At 40.8% G+C, this 25,575-nt stretch carries 9 protein-coding genes; all 9 read left to right on the top strand.

From position 1 onward, the window contains the following. The first annotated feature begins 13 nt into the window (after positions 1-13). Positions 14-5,800 carry a type I polyketide synthase gene (locus tag C6H66_RS08155; RefSeq protein WP_105395307.1) on the top strand — a complete coding sequence of 1,929 codons (5,787 nt, stop codon included), beginning with the start codon at positions 14-16 and terminating at the stop codon, positions 5,798-5,800. Between the two features lie 60 nt (positions 5,801-5,860). Beyond that, the gene (locus tag C6H66_RS08150) at positions 5,861-6,592 is read left to right on the top strand and encodes a thioesterase II family protein (RefSeq protein WP_105395306.1); all 732 of its coding nucleotides are present in this window, start codon (positions 5,861-5,863) and stop codon (positions 6,590-6,592) included. Between the two features lie 5 nt (positions 6,593-6,597). After that, positions 6,598-6,927 (top strand): darcynin family protein, encoded by a 330-nt coding sequence (locus C6H66_RS08145; RefSeq protein WP_046395319.1) that lies wholly within the window; start codon positions 6,598-6,600, stop codon positions 6,925-6,927. Between the two features lie 20 nt (positions 6,928-6,947). Further along, positions 6,948-10,088, top strand: coding sequence for a non-ribosomal peptide synthetase (locus tag C6H66_RS08140; protein ID WP_105395305.1), 3,141 nt, complete (start codon positions 6,948-6,950; stop codon positions 10,086-10,088). Positions 10,089-10,109: 21 nt separating this feature from the next. Then, a complete protein-coding gene (locus C6H66_RS08135; RefSeq protein ID WP_046395321.1) occupies positions 10,110-10,568 on the top strand; it encodes a GNAT family N-acetyltransferase in 459 nt (152 codons plus the stop codon). A gap of 259 nt (positions 10,569-10,827) precedes the next feature. After that, entirely contained in the window at positions 10,828-13,158 is a 2,331-nt protein-coding gene (locus C6H66_RS08130) for a non-ribosomal peptide synthetase (protein ID WP_248000632.1), read from the top strand. A 130-nt stretch (positions 13,159-13,288) separates the two neighbouring features. Next, a complete protein-coding gene (locus C6H66_RS08125; RefSeq protein WP_105395303.1) occupies positions 13,289-17,749 on the top strand; it encodes a type I polyketide synthase in 4,461 nt (1,486 codons plus the stop codon). Between the two features lie 793 nt (positions 17,750-18,542). Beyond that, on the top strand, positions 18,543-20,249 hold the full coding sequence (locus tag C6H66_RS08120; RefSeq protein ID WP_105395302.1) for a ShlB/FhaC/HecB family hemolysin secretion/activation protein: 1,707 nt from the start codon (positions 18,543-18,545) through the stop codon (positions 20,247-20,249). Between the two features lie 30 nt (positions 20,250-20,279). After that, on the top strand, positions 20,280-25,575 hold a 5,296-nt coding region (locus tag C6H66_RS08115; protein WP_248000631.1), incomplete at its 3' end, for a filamentous hemagglutinin N-terminal domain-containing protein.

The raw sequence follows: 25,575 nt of genomic DNA, 5'->3' as shown, positions 1-25,575 counted from the left end.
GGGTTATTAACTTATGACAGATTCATTTGATATTGCCATCGTTGGCATGGCATGCCGATTTCCAGATGCTGAAAACCCAGAGGAGTTTTGGCAAAATTTAATATCAGGAAAAGAAAGCATTAAAAGATTCACGCAAGATGAACTCCTTGCTAATGGTTATAAAGCAGAAGATATCAATAATCCCAACTTTGTAGCAGCTAAAGCGACGCTTGAAGATTATAAATCCTTTGATAATCATCTTTTCGGATATTTAAAAGACGAAGTTGATAAGATGGACCCGCAGTGTCGATTATTACACGAATGCTGTTGGCATGCATTGGAGGACGCTGCTTATATAGGCCAAAATAGTGATGAAAGAATAGGTCTATTTGCCGGGGCGGCTTCAAACATTCCTTGGATATCGAGTTTATTAAAGAGCAAGCTTACTCCCTCTGAAACATTCGATGTGGTGAATTGGAATTTACCTGAGTCCATCATCACAAGAACCGGATATCGTCTGGGGTTGAATGGACCGGTAGTGGCGATCCACACCGCTTGTTCAACGTCGCTGGTTGCTATTCATACGGCGTGTCAGTCAATTTTAAGTGGAGATTGTGACTTAGCTTTGGCTGGCGGGGTTTCTTTAACGTTACCTCAAGAGTCTGGCTACCTGTATCAGCAAGGCATGGTGCGTTCAGCGGATGGTCACTGCCGACCTTTCGACATTAACTCCAATGGGACTGTTGGCGGCAGTGGGGTCGGCATTTTGTTGCTTAAGCCTTTGGATAGAGCCATCGAAGATAATGACTATGTTCATGCGGTGATCAAAGGCTCCGCGATAAACAATGATGGTCAGCGCAAAGTTGGATTTACCGCTCCGAGTGTTCAAGGGCAGGCGGAAGTGATAGCCAGCGCTCAAATGTTGGCTGGCGTTGAACCGGAGGAGATTAGCTATATCGAGTGTCATGGCACTGCTACTGAGATAGGTGATCCGATTGAGGTATCAGCGCTATCTAAAGTGTTCGGCGACTCGAATCATCTATGCATGCTTGGTGCGGTGAAAAGTAATATCGGGCATCTGGATGAAGCGGCTGGTGTTGCCGGTGTCATAAAGACGGTGATGTCTTTAAAAAATAAGAAACTCGCACCAACCCTTCACTATAAGGTGCCTAATGACAAGCTACATATCGAAGAAACGCCGTTCAAAGTTGTAGATAGACCAATGGAGTGGGCAGTTTCAGGAAATAAGAAACGTATTGCCGGCGTCAGTTCATTTGGTATTGGCGGGACGAATGCCCATATCATTTTAGCGGAAGCGGATGAACCAACCGTTCTGAAAACAGAGGCCGAGATATTACCGAATGTGTTCTTACTCTCCGGTGAAACGCCTGAATCACTCACCAATAATCAACATAATTTAGCTGACTTGCTCCAGACTAAGCAGGACATCAGGTTATCTGACGTTGCATACGTATTGCAGGAGGGGCGAGTACATCATAAATATCGAAAATCAGTGGTTGCTTCCTCATGCGACGACTTAATTAAAGCCCTGCGAAAACCCAGTTCCCAACCGACAAAAGCTTCTGGGGCAGAGTATCAAATTGTGTTTCTGCTGCCCGGTCAGGGAGCGCAATATACCAATATGGCGCGTGCCTTGTATGACGCTCATACAGAATTCCGGGATATTGTTGACCATTGCCTGGCGATAGCGTCTCACCATTTAGGTGAATCTCTGAAAGAGAGATGGTTTACCGATGGTGTTGCAAATGAATTACAGAAAACGAAGTACGCTCAACCGGCCATTTTTATTGTTGAATATGCGCTCGCTCGTTGCTTGATGGAACTTGGCGTTCAACCCTCAAGCTTACTCGGTTACAGCTTTGGTGAATTGGTCGCCGCGGCAATTGCGGAGGTGTTTTCCTTGGAAGATGCCATTAATTTTGTGATTGCTCGTGGCAAACTCATGCAAGATTTGCCGACGGGGGCGATGTTGAGTATCCCGCTGCCTGTTGCAGAGGTTAACGCTATATGCCCGGCAGGAATAGTTGTGGCGATTGACAATAAAGACTCGTGTGTCGTATCAGGATCGGAAGTAAATATCGAAGAGTTCGCAGCGATACTCAAGAAAAAGCGTATTCTGACTACACCAATTAAGTCTAAACATGCGGCGCACTCGCCGGCGATGAAACAAATTAATGGCGCACTCCAGGCTGTGATGGCTCAATTTAATCTCAGTGCGCCAAAGATCCCGCTTATTTCTTCCGTGACGGGATTGCCGTTAACCGCCTCGCAGGCAGTGTCAGCGGAATATTGGGCAGCACAGGCTGAACGTACAGTCTGCTTCGTCAAGGGATTTGAGCACCTGATTGAGAAACACAAAGCCTCTATTTTTATTGAAGTGGGTGTTGGCCGCGATCTGATCAATCTCACACGGCGATATCTCTCTCAAGATGATTTTAATGTGCTGATCCAGTTACTGCCAGAAGAGATCAAAGCGCCAGAACTGCCTTATTCATATTGGGGAGCGTTGGGTAAACTGTGGCAACAAGGCGTTCAGATTGACTGGCATAAGGTACGATTTACCGATAATTGCAGACGTATTCCATTACCAGGATATGCCTTCGATAGAAGCGTTTTTTGGCCCACAGAGGCAAATTTCCTGAATATTTTCTCTAACGCGCCAAACGCAGTAAAAGCAGAGAAAAAAGTTGAACGGAAAGAGCGGATGTCTGACTGGTTTTATCAACATGGCTGGAAACAACAGCCGTTGAACACATCAAATGCGCCATCAAGTGATGAAACAACGCTCTTGCTACGACTCGGACAGCCATCGGCGCCAACATGCTGTATGGAGAGTCGCTTACAACGTTACTACAAGAAATTAATAAAGATTCATGTGAGCAACGAGAAGGTGTTTGATCTGGATGGCGAAAGCCAAATTAGATCCGATAACCAAGAAGACTTTAATCAACTCTTTAAGTTACTCGAACAGAGTCATGTTTCTGTATCGAACATTGTTGTTGATTGTATTGATTCAGCGCTGGCTGTCGATGAATTGCTATCACAAATTCTTCATCTCTTAAAGTCATATCGTGCGCAAACAACCAACAGTACTCTTAGAAATATCACTTTGCTGGTGAAATATGCCGTCGTGGTATGCAGTGAAAAGAGCATTGATCCATCATCAGCGGCGGTTATGGCAATAAGCACCGTGATTCGTCAAGAGTTTCCGGATTTATCTTGTCGTGCGATAGACGTTGGCGACATGGCAACAGATTGCGGAGCGACCAAGTTACTTGCTGAAATTGCATATGGTGGAAGCGAGACCGTTGCGTATCGCAATAACAGAAGATGGTGTGAGGATTTCGTTCCTTACGTGTCTTTAGCCGATCGAAATCACGTCAGTCTGAAAAAGGAAGGGACTTATTTATTGATTGGTGGCGCGGGCTTTATTGGTAAAACGTTTTCAAATTACCTCGCTAAAGAATATCAAGCTAATTTAATTATTACGTCGCGCTCTAGTGCTTATTTGGATAATTCTTGGCAACAAATAGATAAACAGGCTTCTTCGTTGCAGCTGATCCAAGCTGATGCGAAAGAGTTAGATGCCATGTCTGAACTTGTTCAAAACGTCATTAAAGATCATGGCAAGATAGACGGCGTATTCTACCTGGCGGGAATTACAGGAGAGGCGTCACTAAGGTCTATTATTGAAACTGATAAGGCTTATATTCAGGCACACCTTGAAGCTAAACAAAAAGGAATTGAAGTCTTAGAGCAAGCGTTAGCGGAAATTGATTATGATTTCTGTGTTGTTATTTCATCACTTGCGCCAATCTTGGGGGGACTTGGTTTCTATGCTTATGCCGCCGCTAGTGCTTATTTAGATGCGTTTGTCATTCAGCACAACCAATATAACCAGAATAATTGGACATTGATCAATTGGGATGGTTGGGAAGTCGCGGTAAAAAGTGACATTAATGAAAAAATTGGCACCAGTTTGTCGCACTTATTGGTAACGAAAGAAGAAGGTATCTTATTACTGGCTGATGTACTCAATTATCAAGAAAAAGACGCTTTAATTATCTCGACCGCTGACATTAATGCCCGCATTGCGCAATGGTCTAAACCAAGCCAACTTGAAGAGCAAGGGAATGATAATAGCAATAAAGAGTATTCAGGCAGGCCAGATCTTGAATGTGACTTTGTTACCGCTGGTAACGAAATTGAAACTCAGCTAGTCGGAATATGGGAAGCGTTTTTACGTATCAAGCCATTAGGCATAGAAGATGATTTTTTCGATTTAGGCGGCAACTCTCTTAAAGCGATCACTTTATTGTCGCAAATACACAAGAACTGCAATATTGATGTGCCATTGACCTATTTCTTCAAACATCCAACGGTCAAAGAAATTGCCGAATTTGCCGGAAGTCAATCTGAAACATCAGGGTATCAGGTGATTCAAGCTGTTGCTGAACAGGATTCGTATCCGTTGTCTCCCGGTCAGAGACGTATCTATTTGCAACAAATGTTCGATAAAGGATCTGTTGCTTATAATGAAACTGCGGTTTTTAATATTGTCGGCCACTTGGATATCCCAAAATTCGGTGAAACGCTACAGAAATTAATCCAACGACATGAATCCCTTAGAACTTCGATAATATTAGTTAATGGTGAACCGAGACAAAAATGTCATAAAGAACCCACTGTTGAACTCAAGCATATTAAATTCAATACAGCAGGATTAAATCCGCTTCAAGTTAAAGAGCAGATAAAGCAGTTAATAAAACCATTCAACTTACATAAAGACGCGTTAATTAGGCCAATTCTTATTGAATTAAAACAATATGAATATCTATTTTTCTTGGATATTCACCACATTATATCTGACGGTTTATCTCAGGATATTTTTGTGAGAGATTTTCTGGATATCTACCAGGGGGTAGAATTAGCTCCTCTCAATATACAATATAAAGATTACACTATTTGGCAAAGTGAAATAGCAAATAGTTGTAGGGTATTAGCGCAAAAGGATTTTTGGTTAGACAAGCTGAAAAACATACCAGAAATTAAACTCCCATGTGATTTTGACCGGGAACATATCACAGATGATTGTGGGGAGAGACTTTACTTTTATTTAGAAAATGAAACTACAGAACGATTGGTTAATATGTTCAGTAGAGATGGTGCGACCAATTTCATGATCTTCATATCTACCTACTATTTGCTATTAGCTGATTTAACAAAGCAGGCGAAATTCTGTATTGGAACGCCCATATTAGGTAGGCCACAAAGTGAGTTGCAAGATGTCATAGGGATGTTTGTCAACCTTCTGCCAATTCCATTTGATTTTGATGAAACGATGACTTTTAGAGATTTAGTTAACTCTGTTTCTGATGTTGTTATCTCATCATTTGATAATGCTAATATTCAATTTGAAGAAATCGTTAAAGCAATAAATGTAAAACCTAAGAAAAATAGAATGCCGATATTCGATACCGTATTTTCATATATGAATATTGGTATGGCTGATTTTGAAATGCCTAATTTGAAGTTAAGCCGATATGAAATAGAACAAGAAAGTGCCAGATTTGACCTGGCGTTCTTTGTGAAAGAGATCGGCGGTGGATATGAATTTAGCTTTGAATATAAGAGTGCATTATTTACCAGTGAAAAGATTAAATTTTTCATAGAGAGATATATTGATCTGGTCAATAATATCTTAAATCATTCGGATGTTCCTATTTCTGAATACGTTAAACATGCAGAAGTGAATTTGGATATTCCTAAAGATGAGAGCCTTTTAGAATTTAACTTTTAGTGGATTGATATAATGGAGTGAAACCGAAACCCGCTCCATTTTATTGACATTTTTAAAAATATGAAAAATTTTATAGATATTAACAATAGTAAAAATGCTGATGTTCGGCTCTATTTGATTCACCATGCTGGTGGTTCGCACATGCTTTATCGACCTTGGTCACATTTATTGCCGGGCTGGATAAAGTGTATCGCTCTTGAGTTACCGGGAAGAGGCATGGGTTTTGGTGAGCCGCTCCCGGAATCGATGGAGCAGGTTATCGAGTTATTTCTGAATCAAATTCAGACGGATAAGCCATTTGCTATTTTCGGCCATAGTATGGGTGGCCTTATCGCGTATGAATTAACGCTAAGGTTACAGAATTTAGGTTTATCCCCTGTTTGGTTAGGTATTTCAGCTTTCAAACCCCCGCACTTAAAAAATAAAGAGAATTTATCGCGTGCGTCATTCAATGATGATCAGTTAACCGAATATCTTGAGAAATTGGGCGGTTCGAAGGACTTTTGTGAAGACCGTGTGGTGATGAAAATGATGTTAGATATTGTGCGGAGTGATTTTAGAATAATAGAGTCCTGGCGTATGAGTGATGCGAAAATTAGTGATAAAACGGTAGTGCATAGTTTTTCCGGCCTATATGACGTTGCAGTCACTCCTCAAATGATCTCTTCCTGGCAAGATTATATAAATGGTAAATTCCTTCATAGTACTTTTGATGGAGATCATTTTTACCTTAATAGTTTCCCAAGTAGCTTGATAAATAAAATAGTAAGCGATCTGAATTTCAATCGGTGATTTATATGAAATATGTGATTATTTGGACATTGGTTTTTAGTGATAAATGGAATGCTTTAAATCGTTCTCAAAGAGAGCAATTGCAGAATGAATCGCTGCCTGAAATTCTGGTGAAGTACCATGATTTTATTAGTCTTAGAACCGTAGATTCGGAAGGGTTTTCTGCTGATTTTCAAGATATTGTCATTATTGAGACGGAAAGCTTGGAACATTACTACTGTATGCTCCAGGATATGCGAAATACAACAGTAATATCAGATGGGTATTTGAAAATTTCCAATATATTAATGGGCATAGAAAATGCCCATGAAATATATAAGTCACATAAAATATAATGGAATGGATGGATTAGAAAATGCCTGTGAATTATAACATTGTCGCTTTAAGTCCAATGCAAGAAGGGATGCTTTATCATTCCATTGAAGAGGGCAGTAAAGATGTTTACGTGACAAACTTTACCTTAACCATTGCGGGTCTGATTGATGAAAAGAAATTAGAAATTGCGTGGAACAGAGTGGTATCGGAACATCAAGCATTACGAACAGTTTATCGCTGGAAAGGGTTAAGCCATCCAGTTCAGATTATTTTTGACAATAAACCGCTTCACATAGATTTCAGAACATTTGAAAATAATAGTTATAGGGCAGATCAAGAAAATATTAATCAAATAGTCTCTCAGAAAACTGAAATCGATTTAGAACATTGCCCAGTTAAAATTAACTTATATAAAGCAGGCGAAGATAATTATATACTTCATGTTCAATATCATCACATTTGCATGGATGGTTGGAGTCTGGGGCTATTAATAACCCAACTTTGGGATTATTATGATCATCCTCAATTAAAATGTGTTGGCAACATTTTGGATTATCAAGATTATATTGTTCATTTAAATAAAGTGAAGCAATGTAATAAAGCCAGAGAGTTCTGGCAGGGTGCCATATCTCAGGGAGCGGCAATGAGTTTACCAAGTAAACAAAATTTGCTCTCAAAAGGCGTCGGTAAAATTGAATGTACATTAGATAAAAATCTAATAAACGCGGTCGAGTTATATTGTAAAAATAATGGATTTACGCTGGCTATTGCAATATACGCAGCTTGGTCAACTGTTTTAGCTAAGTATAATGATTCTGAGTCCATTTGCTTTGGTACCACAGTATCCGGTAGAGATAATTTAATTTCTGGCATTGAAAATAGCATTGGTTTATATATTCAAACACCGCCTTTGTTAATTGATAATTTATCCAGTCAAATGACTCTCATCAGTATCATGAAGAGTGTACAAACCACGATATTGGAGCGAGATGCTTATAAAGAATATCCGATATCTGAAATACAAAGCATTAATAAAATAAAACATAATCTTTTTGATAGTATTGTGGTGATAGAGAATTACCCAATTTCGAGAAGGTTACAACAGATGTCAACCAGTGTGGATATTCTTTCATATACAACGTCTGAAACCACAAATTTCAATCTGAGCTTAGAAGTCAATTTACTTGACTCCGCGATTTTAAAACTCAGTTATAATGCTGGAAAATACGAACAATATTTTATTAATAGCATCCTGAAACAGTTCACCAGAATATTAAAATCGATAGCGTATAATGCAGAAAAAACATTATCTGAACTCGGTTTCTTAGATGAAAAGGAATATAATCAGTTAATTATTGATTTTAATAATAATGATGTTTCATTACCTGGGCCTGCTCACTTAACTTTCGCATGGCAGGCGGCGGTAGAAAAATATCAAGATGATATCGCCATTAGACAACAAGGTATTAGCGTCACTTACGCGGAACTTGATGAGCTATCTAACCAAATTGCAAACAATCTCTATTCAAAAGGTGTTAAGTATCAGGAGCTTATTGCAGTTAAATGCCGTGCTAGCATTCATACGATAGCGCTGTTAATTGCGATAAATAAATTAGGTGCGGCCTATGTTCCGATTGATATATCTACTCCGGAAGAGCGGGTAAACAAGATTTTATCTAATGGGATTAAACATATTATTTATCATGATGATTTGCTCAGTTTATCGAAGGTAAACGAAGGTGGCGATCAACGACCAAATTTGGCATACTCTGAAAATGACCTTGTATATACTATATTTACCTCAGGATCTACCGGAGAACCGAAGGGAGTGATGCTAGAACACCACACGGTTATGAACTATATCTACTGGGCTATTAGCGCCTACCATTCAGAGGGTTATCGTTCGGTTTATCCTTTGTTTACCAGTCTTGCGTTTGACTTAACCGTGACTTCTATTTGGTGCCCGCTAATTTCTGGCGGAGAAATAGAAATTATCGATAAAGAGTCATTTGAAGCGTTGCAAGATGTGGCTAAGAGCCAAAATCTAAGTCATGTCAAGATCACACCTTCGCAATTAAATCTACTTAATCAAATCTGTGATAATAAAAGTTCATTACAGACGTTTATTCTCGGCGGCGAACAATTAGAAAGTCAATTGTGTAAAGAAATAACAGATAAACTGAAACCTGGCGTAACTATTTGTAACGAATATGGCCCGACAGAAGCTACGGTTGGTTGTATGATCTATCGATATCAACAAGATCAACAAGAAAACCCGGTTGTTCCGATAGGTAGACCGATAAATAACGCGAAAATATATATTTTAGATAAAAACTTGCATCCTCAACCAATAGGTGTTCCCGGTGAGATTTATATCGGGGGAAGAGTCCTTGCCAGAGGATATTTGAATCGGCCGGATTTAACCGCTGAAAAGTTTATTGATAGCCCCTTTGATCATAAATCAAAACTATATAAAACCGGTGATTTGGCTTTTTTTAACGGTGAGGGTGACATTGAATATATCGGTAGAGTAGACAATCAAATAAAATTGAGAGGCTATAGAATTGAGCTAGATGAAATAGCGACAAAAATAAAGTCATATGACGCATGCCGTAATGCCGTTGTGGTTATCAAAAAGGTTCATGGAGAAGATCAGCTAGTTGCTTATTACGTTTCTAGTCAAAATATTGAAGAGAATAGCCTAAGACGTTATTTATCTGAATCTCTTCCTAATTACATGGTGCCTGGCATATTCAAAGCGGTGGATGAAATTAAATTGACAACGAATGGGAAAGTCGATTTAGCAAGCCTGCCTGATCTTGATTTAACGAGCAAAAATATTGCTGATTTAGAGGGTTCAAGCTATAAAGATAAAGTACTTGAGGTATTCTCCTCAATTTTAGAGGTAGATCAAATAGACCTTAAAACCAGTTTCTTTGATTTAGGGGCTAACTCAATAAAACTGCTTAGAATCACAAATGTTTTGAATGAGTTCCTACCTTTCCCGTTAAAAGTTGTCGATTTCTTCACATACACGAATATGGCGACTCTTATTTCCTATATTGAGTCCGGTGAAAAACAGGAAATAAATTTGGTCAATAAAGAAGAGGCTATGTCGAGACGAGACCGACTAGCGGAACGTCGTGGAAAAATGAAGAAAAGAGTCAGTTTTATTCATTAATAAATATGGAGATAAATAATCATGACTTCACAATCTATTAAAAACGTGGTCTTAACAGAGTTGAATGGCGATGCGGAAGAGATAAGAAGGGTTGTAGATATTTGGTATCTTGCTTCAATTAAGTGTCATCATTTTGTTAGCGAGAGTTTTTGGCACTCATGTAAGGAGGATATGATGAATATATATATTCCTGGTGCTGAAACTGTAGTTGCCAAATATAATGATGAAATTGTTGGATTTATCAGTTTGGTTGATAACATTCTGGCGTCAATATTTGTGCATCCTGATTTTCAAGGTAAAGGGATTGGAAAGAAATTACTATTCGATGCCTTCGGTAAAAGAAGTGATTTAGTTCTTAACGTTTATTCAAAAAATAAACTGGCGAGAGATTTTTATAAAATGAATGGCTTTGTCGAGGAAAAAGAAGGTGTGGATGAACATACTGGTGAGTTAGAAATTACGATGAAGTGGAATGGCTAATTAACTTTAAAGATGAGATATTAAAATGGTTGATAATAGTAATGTAATTAGTGAAGCTACGGTAAGTTATTGGAAGGGATTTTTATCTGAATATCGTAGCCCAGAGTACGAGATTTCTTATTGTAAAGATATCTCATCTAAACCAACAAAGTTTAGCTTTTCTGAAGAAACTTCAAAGACCTTACTTTCAATTGCAAATGGTTCAAATAAACGGTTGAGCATATTGCTCGTGTCTTTGGCCGCTTATGCGCAGGCAATAATGTTGAAGAGTTCTGAGGTGACTGTTGTTACTGGAAATTATCTCGAAGATTCAACTGGACCAAAGGTATTATGCCTACCGTTTAACTTTGATAGTGAGTGTACCTTAAAAGAGGTGATCGTAGCTGCTTCAACAAATATTCAGCAAAAGCTGGCGTATGCCGTAGCATCTTTTCAAAACATTTTTGATAGTACAGTCACCTTCCCTTTAGCTGTTATATTGAAAAATTGCCAAAAAGAGTCTTATGAATTCTTTGAGCGCGCCTTATCGCAATTATTCTTTGAACATGATAACGAGCGGATATCCTGTGAAGTGACTTCGATATACGGTTCAGATTATGTCATCACTATGATGAATATGGTGGAGTCTTGGGCGAATAAAATACGCTCTGATTGTAAAATTTCTGAGTTGCTAATCGCTGATCCCTTTTTCTTAGATGCTGTTGAAGTTGAAAATGGTATTAATACCGAGCAGTCGATACTGGCTTTATTTAAGCAACAGGTCAGTATGAACCCTGCAAAAACGGCTATCGCAGATGATGTTGGGGAATTGAGTTATGCTGAACTGGATAAATTGAGTGATACCTGCGCCGTCAGGTTAATAGAGTTAGGTATCGAAAGAGGCGATACGATTGGTATACATATGCCGCGATCTTGTTCAGCAATAGTAGCAATGTTCGCGGTGCTTAAAGCCGGCGGAAAATATTGTCCTTTCGATATAAATTGGCCCGTTGGCAGAAAGAAATATGTGCTAGATACTGCGGAGATGCGATTAGTTATATCGTCAATTGATACCCAGTTGGCGTTGGAAGAGTACCGCCAGATTACCTATGATAATTTGCAACACAATGGATTTGATATAAAACAAAACCTTCAATTGCCTGAAATTAATGGTCAAGATTCCGCTTACATTATTTTTACCTCTGGCTCGACGGGTAATCCAAAAGGGGTTGAAATTCCTCACAGTGCCGTTGTCAATTTGGTCAAAGGGCTATATCAAAAGGTTTATCGCAATTACCCGTGGGATTTGAACGTCTCAATGATATCAGCACTCAGTTTTGATGCGTCGGTACAGCAGCTATATCCGGCTCTGTTACTGGGCCATACGCTGCATATTGTGCCTGATGAGATCAGAAAAAATGGCAGGAGAATCAGTCAATTTTGGCGTGACAGAAAGATCCATATTGCCGATTGTACTCCAACCCATTTAAGGATGATTAGGTCACAAATGAATGGTCAGCGCATTGATTGTCAGGTAAAGCATCTGATGATTGGCGGCGAAAAATTAGATCAGCAAAATTGGTTGAATTTCGCTGATTGCTGGGAGTCGGTTCCGAATGCCTCTAACGCATATGGGCCCACAGAATGTTGTGTACAATCACTCTCTTTTGAATTTAACGCTTCAAGCCAGATTAATACTGAGACTATTCCTATTGGTCTGCCAATGTCAGGTGAGGAAATTGTACTGATTGATGAGTTTATGCGAATTCTTCCCAAAGGGGCAGTGGGGGAAATTGCTATATCTGGGAAAGGGTTGGCAAAAGGCTATATTAATAATGCCCGGTTATCTCAAGAATCTTTCATTTTCATCAATGGTAAGCGTTATTATCGAACGGGTGATCTGGCAAGATATATCGGTGAGGAAGGGATGATTTATTTAGGGCGGATAGATAGTCAGGTGAAAATAAATGGATATCGAATAGAACTTGGAGAAATAGAGAAAGTTATTCAACAAGCGATATTAAAACTTAATTCCGTGGATGATATTAAGCCAGTTATTGATGTTCATGTGATAGTCAATAATAAAGAATCTGGTAATCAATTATTAATCGCTTATATTTGTACTAATGAAGAAATCGATTTTGGTACGATTCGTAAGGAAATTGCGTTCCATCTTCCTGATTATATGGTACCAGCATATTTCATTGCGGTTGATAAATTCCCGCAAAATAGTAGTGGTAAAATTGATAACGCTAAATTACCAGATCCTCGTTGCGACGTGGTGCAGAAAAAAATTGTGGCATGTAATAGCGAGACGGAACAGCAAATATTGGATATCTGGGCGGATTTACTGACTACTCGGAAAGAGAATATCAGCTTAACAGATAACTTCTTTGATTTAGGTGGTTCATCATTTAAGTTAGCGCAACTTAGTTTCAAATTAAGTGAAGTATTTGCGCGGGAAATAGAAATTGTCGATTTATTTCAATACACTACGATTCAGTCACAAGCACAATATATAGATGGCAATCAACAACCATTAGACAGTTCCGATAATGGCGCTAATTCAACAGAACAGTTTGATGAAGCGTTAAAGATATTCGGTCTTTAAGCTTAATTTCGTTAATTTATCCATTTTAAAAATATCAATTGAAAAATATCAATTGCAATATATTGATATTTTAATTAAACGTCTCTCAATAATTTAATGGCTAATTTAGCACTTGCTAATATTGAAAATTATGAAAAAAGATAATCATACACACGAATTTACCAGGCAAAAATTAACGGGATTAGAAATCGCTATCGTCGGTGTTTCTTGTCGCTTACCTAATAGTGAAACAGTAGAGAGCTTCTGGAAAAATTGTTTAGAGGGCACGGATTGTATCTCTCGTTTTTCTGATGAAACATTGGCGAAAAATGGCGTGTCTAAACAGCATTATGCGAGCCAAAATTATGTCAATGCTAAGGGTGTTATTGATAATCCTTTAACGTTTGATGCTGATTTTTTTGATTATAACAAGCGTGAAGCTGAGTTTTTGGAGCCACAAATTCGTAAATTACATGAATGTGGTTTTGAAGCGTTAGGTTCTGCCGGCATTGTTCCGTCTGAATACAAAGGGGCGGTTGGTTGTTATTTAGCGTCAAGCGCTCAACTTGGTTGGCAAATGGCCGCTTATGACGAATGTGAACAAGATGGCGCTAGTCTTTTTTCTGCATTTAACTTGGTAGAGAAAGACTTTGCGGCAACTCGACTGGCGTACAAATTAGGTTTAACAGGACCGGCGATTGCCATTCAGACAGCGTGCTCTTCATCTCTCACCGCAATACACCTGGCATCAAGAGCCTTGTTATTAGGTGAGTGCCAGACAGCGCTTGTTGCCGCTGCGACTTTAGTGACGCCCAGTCAACAGGGCTACCTACATCAAGATGGCATGATCACTTCTCCAGATGGAACTTGCCGACCATTTGATGAAATGGCGAATGGTACTGTCGGCGGCGAAGGCGTTGGTGCGATAGTGTTGCAGCCGCTCAAAATTGCATTGGAGCAGGGACGGCCTATTTTGGCCTTGATTAAGGGATCAGCGCTTAATAACGACGGTTCAAGAAAGGTGGGTTACACTGCGCCGAGCATTGACGGACAATTCGAAGCGATTAGAAGTGCTTTGGCTATGTCTAAGGTTGAAGCTGAATCCATTTCTTATATTGAAGCCCACGGCACGGCGACCAAGCTTGGTGATCCAATAGAAATAACCGCTCTGAATAAAGTTTTCGCCAACGTCCCACAGCACAGCATTGCTATTGGGTCGGTGAAGTCGATTATTGGGCACCTTGATAGTGCGGCTGGAATGGCCGGATTAATAAAAACGGCGCTGATGTTAAAACACAAAAAGCTGTGCGCTAATCGGTACTTTACGAATCCTAATCCTAAAACAAAACTCTCTTCTTCACCTTTTTATGTTAATACCGACAGCAAAGATTGGGATAGCGCAACCGTAAGGCGAGCGGGGGTGAGTTCATTTGGTATTGGGGGAACCAATGCTCATGTGATACTGGAAGAATATGTCTGTGAACCTCACGATGATCAAGCTTCCGATGCAGTAAAACTTCTCCCGTTGTCGGCTAAATCTGAATGGAGCTTAGGTGAAATGGAGAACCGGTTAATCGCGTGGTTAGCCTCTAATCCCAATAAATTAGCTGATGTCGCTCATACCTTACAAAATGGTCGCGAGCATTTTGGTTATCGATCTGTATTGGTTTGCTCAGACGACAGGGCGATATACTCTACAGCCGACTTTGTTCGTGGTCGGTGTGAACCTGCAAACAAACGTGTTGTTTTTCTCTATCCCGGTCAAGGCTCGCAATATCAGACTATGGGGCTAGGCTTATATCTCCGCGAATCGGTTTTTAAAGAGCAAGTAGAGCATTGTTTATCACTTTTGGACGATGAAAAAAGGGAACAGATAAGAAATTACTTAATGGAACCGGAAAGTTCTAATGCGTTTCCTGCCGAAATCATACAGCTTGCCATATTCATCGTTGAATACGCGACAACGCGATTAATGGAATCAAAGGGTATTCAGCCTGATATATTATTAGGTCATAGTCTGGGTGAATATGTTGCGGCGACTATTTCAGGGGTTTTTGCGCTAAAAGATGCTCTATTTTTGGTTGGCAGGCGAGCACAATTGATGGAGAAAATGTCTCCAGGCGCCATGTTGAGTGTACCTCTGTCAAAAGAGCAAGTTGTAGAACTATTAGCGGGAAGTTTAGAAATTGCGGCGGTTAATGGTAAAGATTCAACAGTATTGTCTGGTTCTATTGAAGATATCGAGAACCTAAAATCTTACTTGCAATTACAGGGCATTCATTCGCGTCAACTAAAAACTACTCACGCGTTCCATTCTAAAACGATCGATGAAATACAGGATGAATATGAGCAGGTATTGCAAACGGTCGCGTTTAATTCTGTAAATATCCCAATTTTGTCAAACCTATCTGGTGATTGGCATGATAATAATGAAATTAGAAAACCAGCATATTGGTTGTCTCATCAAAGAGATAAAGTCGACTTTTTAGGGTGTTTAGAGACGCTTTCTTCGCAGCAAAATCTTGTTTTCATCGAAGTAGGGCCGGGCAACACTCTTGCTAGTTGTGTACAGAAATTCTTTAAACAAAAATCGGATCAGCAAATACATATTGCCAATATGTTAAGGCATCCGAATTTACCTGAGGGGGATATCACCTATTTCTACAGCCAAATTGCTAAGTTGTGGTGTACTGTTGGATTAGGAAACCGGCAAGTGCCGAGCAGCCAATCTGGTCGTCTCATTCATTTACCTGTGTACGCATTTGCTGAAAAAGAGTTTACAAAGATCAGAGATCGGCTGGTAAAAGGTCGAACGCCACAGATTAAATCACCGGATATAAAAGGAAACATCTTGTATCGACCGGTGTGGTATAGAAGTTCGTGTGATGATATTAAGAAAATGGCACATGAAGGTCAGGTATATGTTCTAACCACACATCGTGGAGCTAATAGCAATAGAGCGCTGGTCGATAACGTTTTATCAGGACAAAATATTATCTTTGTCGAGGAGGTTGATAAATTACCTTCGTTAAATCTAACGGGCTGTTGTTCGTTTGTATTAATGCCTAATGCAGAAGACTTTGTTGGTGATCCAATAGCACATTATCTTGAATGGCTCGCATGTATCAAAAATATATTATCCAGTAAGTCACTCGCGGCCTCTCGGTTTATTCTGTTAACGCCCCAAATTGAGAATGTGCTCGGCTATGAAATCACCGATGCCGCTATCTCATTACTGAAAGGCTTAATACAGTCAATTAACCATGAGCATCAAGAGCACTATGGCTATCAAATTGACATCTCCTTCGATGAATTAGCACAGGATAATTCAACCCAGTCTTTATTTCGTCATTTAATCAGTTCTGATATTAATTATCGAATGGCAATAAGACATAACCAAATTTGGTTGCCAGAGTTCAAATCACTGCCGAATAAAAGCGTTGAAACTCATCAACAATGTAATGGGTTGCATGAGAGATGTTTAGTCTTAATCAGTGGTGGATTAGGTGGAATCGCCTTGCAGCTCTCACACAGTCTGGCACAACACTATAAAGCCCGTATTGTGCTTGCCTCTCGAACAGCTATTCCTGACCGTTCACAATGGGAAAGGATCAAGGAAAACGAGAAACAATCGGTATTGATTAAACAAATTGAGTGTGTGGAGAAGATTGAACAACTCGGTGGGGAAGTGATACTGCGACAATTGGATGTGACAGATAAACCCCAACTTTTCGACACGTTACAGTATCTGGAAAATAATTATGGGGCCATCAACATGGTGATTCATAGCGCAGGCTCGGATGCTGGGGCGTTGATTATGCAACCTGATATATCATCACATCGCAAAATCATGACGGCTAAAGTAGAAGGAGCGATGAACCTGATATCGTACTTTGAAGGGAAACCGCTAAGTTCGATGATTTTATGTTCTTCATTACTCTCTTACTGTGGCGCCCCTGGGCAATCTGCTTATGTTGCTGCAAATGCATTTCTCGACGCGATTGCTGATAGACGAGATCTAAAATTCAAGATCTATTCTCTCGCTTGGGATCGCTGGCTGGAAGTTGGCATGGCGTCAAGAAATATGAAAATTGACGCATCCACAGAAGGATTAACCAATCAGCAAGGTGAAGCCGTATTTCTACAAGCACTTTCACAGGCGACGCAACAACGATTATTAGTTTCTGTAATACCGATTGAGGAAAGAGTAAATACACTGGATAGAGAAAAAGCCAATATTTTGGCAGAGACTAAAAATGAGATCGTAAGCAAAAATATTTCGATTAAACAGGTGATTTCAGAAGAAGTACAACACCAGTTGGGGCTTTCTGAAATTGATGAGCATTGCAGCTTCTTTGCACTTGGGGCCACATCATTGGATATCGTTCAAATCAATGAAAGGCTCAAACAGCGTATCTATCACGATATTCCTATATCAATGATGTTTACCTACAGCACCGTGTCGAAACTAGAAAATGCAGTGGCATCTAAGTTGAATAACATTCAAGAAAACGAAGCGGCATTATTACAACATCGAACTTCAGCTAGCCAACTTGCAAAACAAAGAATGAAGAATAAGAGGGTAAAAAAATCAGCTAATTACGCAGTATAATAGGTCGGATTTCTGACCTTTCCTGACAGAGCGTTTTTAAACTTTCATTTTTTCAACAAAAGTCTTATAAGGCGTTTTACCTTTCAAGCCATATATGTGGTTTGTGATATTGGTAAAACGCCTCCTTCCTATTCAGCCAAATTTGGCTTCCAAATTTACTTCTCCTTTATCATTAAGTCATGGGTAGAGTTTCTGATCCTAAAAGGGAGTTTCTCAACGATATAATTGATGCACCGATATTTTCTTTTCATATCGTTTAATCAATTTGACTTAGCGTTTTCTGGGACTCTGAGGAAGCCTGTTAAGGTCGTGACTGTATAGAACACAGAGTCCCCAGGTATAGAGATTTTCAAATTCTTACAAAGGTATAAAATTTTCTCTTCAATTAATGAGTGCCACTCGAACAGTTGGGTTCTCGGGGTACGATTTGCTATTAATTAGTTTTTTTCTCCCTCAGCTGCAAGATCTTTTTTCGAAGATAAAAAGTATCCCGAGATATTCTCCAGTAGCGGTAAGTCTTCCTGTGACATGATGGCTCTTTGAGCATGAGCCAATATTTTGATCTTTCTTATAGCCTCCTGTTTTTAATGAATGATTGTTATACGATATATAGTTAATTTCATTAATTAATTGATTTTTTGCTATATTTATGGTGAAATAAACTGAAAATATCCCTTTGTAATTTAATTTTAATTTGGTGGGTTAAGGATTAAACAGCATTAACCATAATAACCTTCCTCAAATTTTTCTTATAACTATTCAGTAAAGATTAAGAATCTTATTGGTTCAATTAATGGCAATGGTAATTCCCAGCAGAATAATAATAGGGCTGGTCGGATGGGCTATATTTTCCATGCAATCCGTACAGGCAGATGAGCTATCCTTTATTCATCAAAAACAGCAACAGCAGGCGCAGTATCTGAAAGACTCTTCCGCGGTACTGGATAGCCAACGTCAGCAACAAAAAACATTACTTGAAGATGCCCAGCAACAACGTGAGGATTTGCAGAAATCCCTGTCATTACCTGAGCAGACAGTCGATGGTACCTCAACTGTTGATACCCGGTGTGTCATCATAAATGAAATTACGTTGCAAGGTGCTCAGTCTTTACCCGCTTCTGTACAGAGCACGCTAGTTCAGCCTTATTTACATCGTTGTGTCACGCTTGCTGCACTCAAGCAGCTGGTGAGGACGGTAACTAATACTTATATCACTTATGGTCATATCACTTCTCAAGCGCAACTGCCCGAGCAAAACTTGGCGGATGGTAAGCTCAACATTGCAGTGATAGAAGGTAGGGTTGAATCTGTCGAAATTGATGGCGAACCACCGCGTATGACAAAGATGCTGTTTCCGGGAATGGCGGGAAAGGTCTTGAATTTGCGAGATGTTGAGCAAGGGTTGGAGCAGCTTAATCGCCTGACTTCTTCCCAATTTACCATTGATATACAACCCGGCATACAGCCTAGTTATTCCATAGTGCACATCCGGCGACAAGTCAGCCATTTTCCCGGTAAGGTACAGTTAAACATAGAGAACAGTGGTCAAAAAGGTACTGGTGAATATCAGGCTAGTGCTGGATTAGTTTTGGATGCCCCTTTTAGTCTTGGGGAACAGTGGTCGTTTTCCTGGACACAGGATACGGATTTTAGGCCAGCACACCACAGTCGCAATCTGGTCTTATCGGTAAGTGTGCCTTATGGCTATTGGACCGTGCGTTATCACTATTTTCGTAATACCTCACGGCAAGCGCTGATGTCCATGTATGACACTTACCCCTATGACAGTGAAAACCAAACTCACCAGGTTGATACCAGTCGTACCCTTTACCGAGATGGAAAACAGAAGCTGAGTTTGCAGTTAGGCAGCCGCCATAAGGTAGTGAAAAATGCTATTGCCGGTGAAAAACTCGCAGTGAGTAGTCCGGTGGTAAAAACTACCTATGTGAGTTCCCGGTACAGTACCGTATTTGGAGGTGGCTATTTCACGTTTAACCCCTCATTTGAGTATGGGCAGGTTGTAACATTGCCTCCTGTTGCAACCCGAAACGCGTTTCGTAAATTCAATTTGAGTAGCAGTTATTATTATCCAATTGTTTCTAATACCGCCTATTTGACCTCATTTTATGGCCAACTGAGTCCTGACAATCTGCTATCTCCTGAACGATTGTCAATCGGAGGATTATATTCGGTACGCGGATATAAAGCACAGTCCTTGAGTGGTAATCAAGGGCTTTATTGGCGTCAGGAGGTCACCCATCAACTTAACATGGGTAAGGTCGGGGCGCTGACACTCACTGGTGCATTGGATTATGGTTATCTGGTTGGACAATCCCGTTATGGGGTAGAAGAAGCCCACTTACTGGGTAGCGCTTTTGGCGTCACTCTGACACGGCGTGAGTTGTCATCCCAGTTGATGATCGGTAAGCCGCTGTACTATCCACATACCCTTAAGCCTGATGCGTGGGCGGCTTATGCCGCCGTTTCATTTGAATTTTAAGTTAATTCTTATAAGAAAAGATATCCCATTATGTCCGAACAACATCCCCCTAAAATGAAATATCTGAGTTATCTGCTGACTTACTTGATGGCGGTATATCCAATGCATCCAGCAATTGGTGCGGGTATTGCAGCTGCTAATAGTCAAACACAGGTCGTCCAGCCAGGAGAAATTCCTATTGTGAATATCGCAACACCTAATGGAGCGGGGATTTCACATAATATTTATCAGGACTTTAATGTGGGACCCGCCGGGGGGGTGTTAAATAATGCCACTAGTGAGGCTCAATCCATACTGACAGGGCCAATGGAGGCGAATCCTAACCTTAAGGAGGGTAAATCTGCAGACCTGATTATTAATGAGGTGATTGGTACCAACGATTCACAACTGCAAGGCCCGTTGGAAGTGGCGGGGCAAAAAGCCAATGTCCTCATTGCCAACCCGAATGGTATTACCTGCAACGGCTGTAGCTTTGTTAATACCCCGGCTGTCACATTATCCACTGGTAAACCGGTGTTTGATAAAGACGGGGAGTTAGAGGCTTTAGAAGTGAAAAAAGGCATTATAACTCTTGGTGAAAAAGGGCTGGATGCGACGACCCAGGATTATGTCGATATTATCAGTCGTGCCACGATACTTAACGGTAAAGTACAGGCTAAAAATCTGACACTAACACAAGGGGCAAACCAGGTTGATTTCAAGAGCGGGGCTACAACACCTATAGCAGGAGAAGGAGAAACGCCGCAACTGGCTGTTGATACTCGGGCTGTAGGTGGAATGTATGCTAATAAAATCCGCCTGGTGGGAACGGAGGCTGGTGTTGGCATTAATCTTACCAATCTGATCACAACCCAAGACGATATCAGTTTAACCGCTGATGGTAACATTACCTTAGGGGAGGTCCAGGCCAAGACGGACATCAATATCAACAGCAAAGCCATTGAAACGGCGGCACAAAGTAATGTGCAAGCGGGTCAACATCTGATATTGACCACCGAAACACTGCGGAATCAAGGGCAAATCCGTGCTGGTGGTGATGTCACCATTAAAGCGACTAAACTTGATAACGTAAACCCTACCAGGCAAAGTAACCCCATTATTACCGCGAGTAAAAACAACACCATTACAGCTAACGAGATAAATAATGTTGGCGAGTTAAGCGCGGTGCAAAATCTCAGCCTGACAGGTAAAAAGTTTTCAGCGAAAGCAATAAAAGACAGTCAGGAAAATATCATTGGTAAGTTGAGTGCTGGTGGAGATCTGACGGCGACATTTAAAGATACATTTCGTTTTGATTTGGATAAGGAACATTTTAAAGAAGGAAGGAAACCCACTGAGCTAGCTTTAATCGCAGGGAAAAACATCACTCTAACCGCCGAAGGTTTAGTCAATAATGCATCAATGATGGCAGAACAAAATCTAACCATTGGTGCTGGAGGATTATATTTAGGCCGAGGGAATTTAAAAGCAGGGAACCATGTCGTGCTGGATGGCAAATCACATCTTAATGTGAATGGTTATGATATCTCAGGTCGAGATGTGACCTTGCTTTCTGAGGGGTTTCTTTCTATTGAATCTGGAGACGACTATACCCCGGAAGGAATACGTGCATTAACAACTATTTCTGCTGATAACATATTACGCATTATCGCCGATGGCCATATTAATATTTCAAGTATTCTGATTAACAGAGCGAGAGATATATTTTTGGCTGCCAATGAGAAGATTGAAATTTCTTCCTATGCTGATTTAACTGATTTTGATGATGAGCAGAGTAGCACTGAAGGTATTCAATTAGATGATGATACTAAACAAGAGATAATTAATGATCGTCTACACAAGCTCAGTCGTCTAGAAGCGGATGAGAATATTGAAGTTCATGCTGGAAAGGTTGCTGATCTACGAACCATTTCTTTGACTGCTGGGAAAGATATTATTCTGACAAGTGGTGGTACTATTGATATTAGTACGGAAGACTCCTATGAGTATCAAAATGAACATGGAAATGGCTATGAGAAGCATTATGATGTAGATGAATATGAGGATACCGATGACGATGAACAATCCTACTCACAATTTCAATTCCCGATAATAAAAAGTACCATCACTGCCGGCAATAATTTAACCGTTAATGCTGGCGGTGACATTATTGATACTGAGGCGACTTTATTAGCAAAAGGGACGATTGCACTCACCAAAAACAACACCGAGTTGCACTCACCTGAAGGAAAGTATAACTCAGTTGAAGGGAAGTATACGCCAGTCACTTCTGCGCTGATTGCACGTGCGCTAAGCCGCGCTCCTCAATTGACAATAAACTTCTCAGAAGTAGAAGGTGAAGTACCAGGGATTAAACTCGCGGATAAGCAAACACGGATCACCTCTAAAAACAATCGCCCTATTATTCATATTGCGGCACCTAATGCTTATGGCCTCTCTCATAACTATTATCAGGAGTTTAATGTTGGGACTTCCGGATTGGTATTCAATAATTCTACCAATGATATGCAGTCTTTGCTGGCGGGGCAAATTGGAGCGAATCTTAACTTCAACGGTAAGTCGGCGGAGCTGATTATTAATGAAGTGGTGGGTACTTTAGCCTCGAATCTGCAAGGGTTATTGGAAGTAGTAGGGCAAAAAGCCAATGTCTTCATCGCCAATCCGAACGGCATTACCTGTAATGGCTGTCGCTTTGTTAATACCCCGGCTGTCACCTTATCGACCGGTAAACCGGTGTTTGATAAAGATGGAGCGTTAGATGCCTTAGCAGTGAAAAAAGGTACCATAACCTTTGGTCAAAAGGGGTTGGATGCAACGGCACAGGATTATGTCGATATTATCAGCCGGATCACTAAGCTTAACGGTAAACTACAGGCAAAAAACCTGACGTTGATACACGGTCCTAACCAGATTGATTTCAAACGCGGGACCATTGTCCCTATGACAGGGGAAGATTATAACCCTTGGGAAGCGATTGATACTTGGCCATTGGGGGGGATATATGCCAATAAAATCCGTCTGGTGAGCACCGAACCAGGTAAGGAAATTAACCTTGCCAATTTGACCGCAACGCAAGGTGATATCAGCTTGATCGCTGATGGAAGAATTTCTCTTGAAAATGTGCTGACTAACGGAGTGAAAAATATCTTTTTGGCTAGCAATGAGGGGATTAGGATTTTTCTCTCCCCTAATTTAGCTAAATTCAGTGATAATCAGAACAGTACGAATAGTGATGTACAGAATGATGACACTAGACGGGAACTCATTGACCAGCGTTTGCGTCAGTTTAGCCAATTGGACGCGGGTGAGAATATTGAGATCCATGCTGGAGCAGAGGTAAAGCTGGAAGGCATTTCCTTGATCGCAGGGAAAGATATTACCCTGACAAGCGGCAACTCGATTGATATTAGTAGGGTCGATGCCGGTAACAATTTAACTATGATTGCCGGTAGGGATATCACTCATACTAAGGCAATCTTGTCAGCTGAAGGGGCAGTTGCAGTCGCTGAAAATAGCTCCGTGTTGTACTCAGCTAAAGAGAAGTATACCCCGGTGACCTCTGCGTTGATTGACCTCGCGTTAGGCAATACACTCCTGCCGACAATAAATATCCCAGAAATAGAAGGTGGAGTGCCAGGGATTAAACTTGCGGATAAGAAAACGCGAATTACCTCGAAAAACAATCTTCCTATCATTCATATTGCAGCACCTAACTCTCGAGGTGTTTCTCATAACCATTATCAGGAGTTTAATGTTGGCGCTTTAGGGCTGGTATTAAATAATGCTACCGGTGCTACACAATCCGTATTGGCAGGACCAATTGGGGCAAACCCTCATTTTAATGGTAAGTCGGCGGAGCTGATTATTAATGAAGTGGTGGGGACTTTAGCCTCAAATTTGCAAGGTTTGTTGGAAGTCGTGGGACAAAAAGCCAGTGTCTTCATTGCCAACCCGAACGGCATTACCTGTGATGGCTGTGGCTTTGTTAATACCCCGGCAGTTACCTTATTGACCGGAAAACCGGTGTTTGATAAAGACGGAGCGTTAGCAGCCTTAGCAGTGAAAAAAGGCGCCATAACTATCGGTGAAAAGGGACTGGATGCAACGGCGCAGGATGATGTCGATATTATCAGCCGGGCAGCAATATTAAATGGCAAAGTACAGGCGAAAAACCTGACGTTGACACAGGGGGCCAACCAGGTTGATTTCAAACATGGGACTGTTGTCCCTATTGCCGGAGAAGGAGATAACCCCTGGAAAGCGATTGATACCGGGTCATTGGGGGGAATGTATGCCAATAAAATCCGTCTGGTGAGTACTGAGGCGGGTAAGGAAGTTAACCTGGCCAATTTGACCGCAACGCAAGGTGATATCAGTTTGACCGCTGATGGCGAACTCTCTCTTGTAAATACGTTGATTAACCGGGTGAAAAATATCTTTTTGGCTAGCAATGGAGGGATTAAGATTTTTCTCTCCCCGGATTTAGCTAAATTTAATGATAATCAGAGCAGTACTGATAGTGATGTACAGAATGATGACACTCAACGAGAATTCATTAACCAGCGCTTAAGACAGTTCAGCCAATTGGAAGCGGATGAGAATATTGAGATCCATGCTGGAGCAGGGGTGAATTTGGATGGTATTTCCTTGACCGCAGGGAAGAATATTACCCTGACCAGTGGTAACTCGCTTGATATTGGTAAAGTTACTGCCGGCAACAATTTAACTATGATTGCAGGCGACAACATCACTGATAGAGAACTCATTAACCAGCGTCTGCGCCAGTTCAGTCAATTGGAAGCGGATAAGAATATTGAGCTCCATGCTGGAGCAGGAGTAAATCTGAGGGGCATTTCTTTGACCGCAGGGAAAGATATTACCCTGACCAGTGGCAACTCGCTTGATATTGGTAAGGTCACCGCCGGTAACAATTTAACCATGATTGCAGGCGACAACATTACAGATACAACATTATCGGCAGAAGGGGCGACGGCAGTCGCCAAAAATAGCACTGAGTTGCACCCAGCTGAAAGGAAGTATACCCCGGTGACTTCTGCGCTGATTGATGTCGGGTTAGGTAATGTACCCCGGCTGACAATACATGTCCCAGAAATAGCAGGCGGAATGCCGGGGATTAAACTGGCGGATAAGCAGGCACGGGTTGCCGTGAGAAATAATCTTCCTATTGTCCATATTGCAGCGCCTAACCTCAATGGTGTTTCTCATAACTATTATCAGGAGTTTAATGTTGGGGCTTTAGGACTGGTATTAAATAATGCTACCGGTGCTACACAATCCGTGTTGGCAGGACCAATTAAGGCAAACC

The sequence above is a fragment of the Photorhabdus hindustanensis genome (assembly GCF_002968995.1).
Classification (GTDB): Bacteria; Pseudomonadota; Gammaproteobacteria; order Enterobacterales; family Enterobacteriaceae; genus Photorhabdus; species Photorhabdus akhurstii.
Note: the sequence above shows the minus strand (reverse complement) of the source record. Positions and strands in the feature narration are given on the sequence as shown.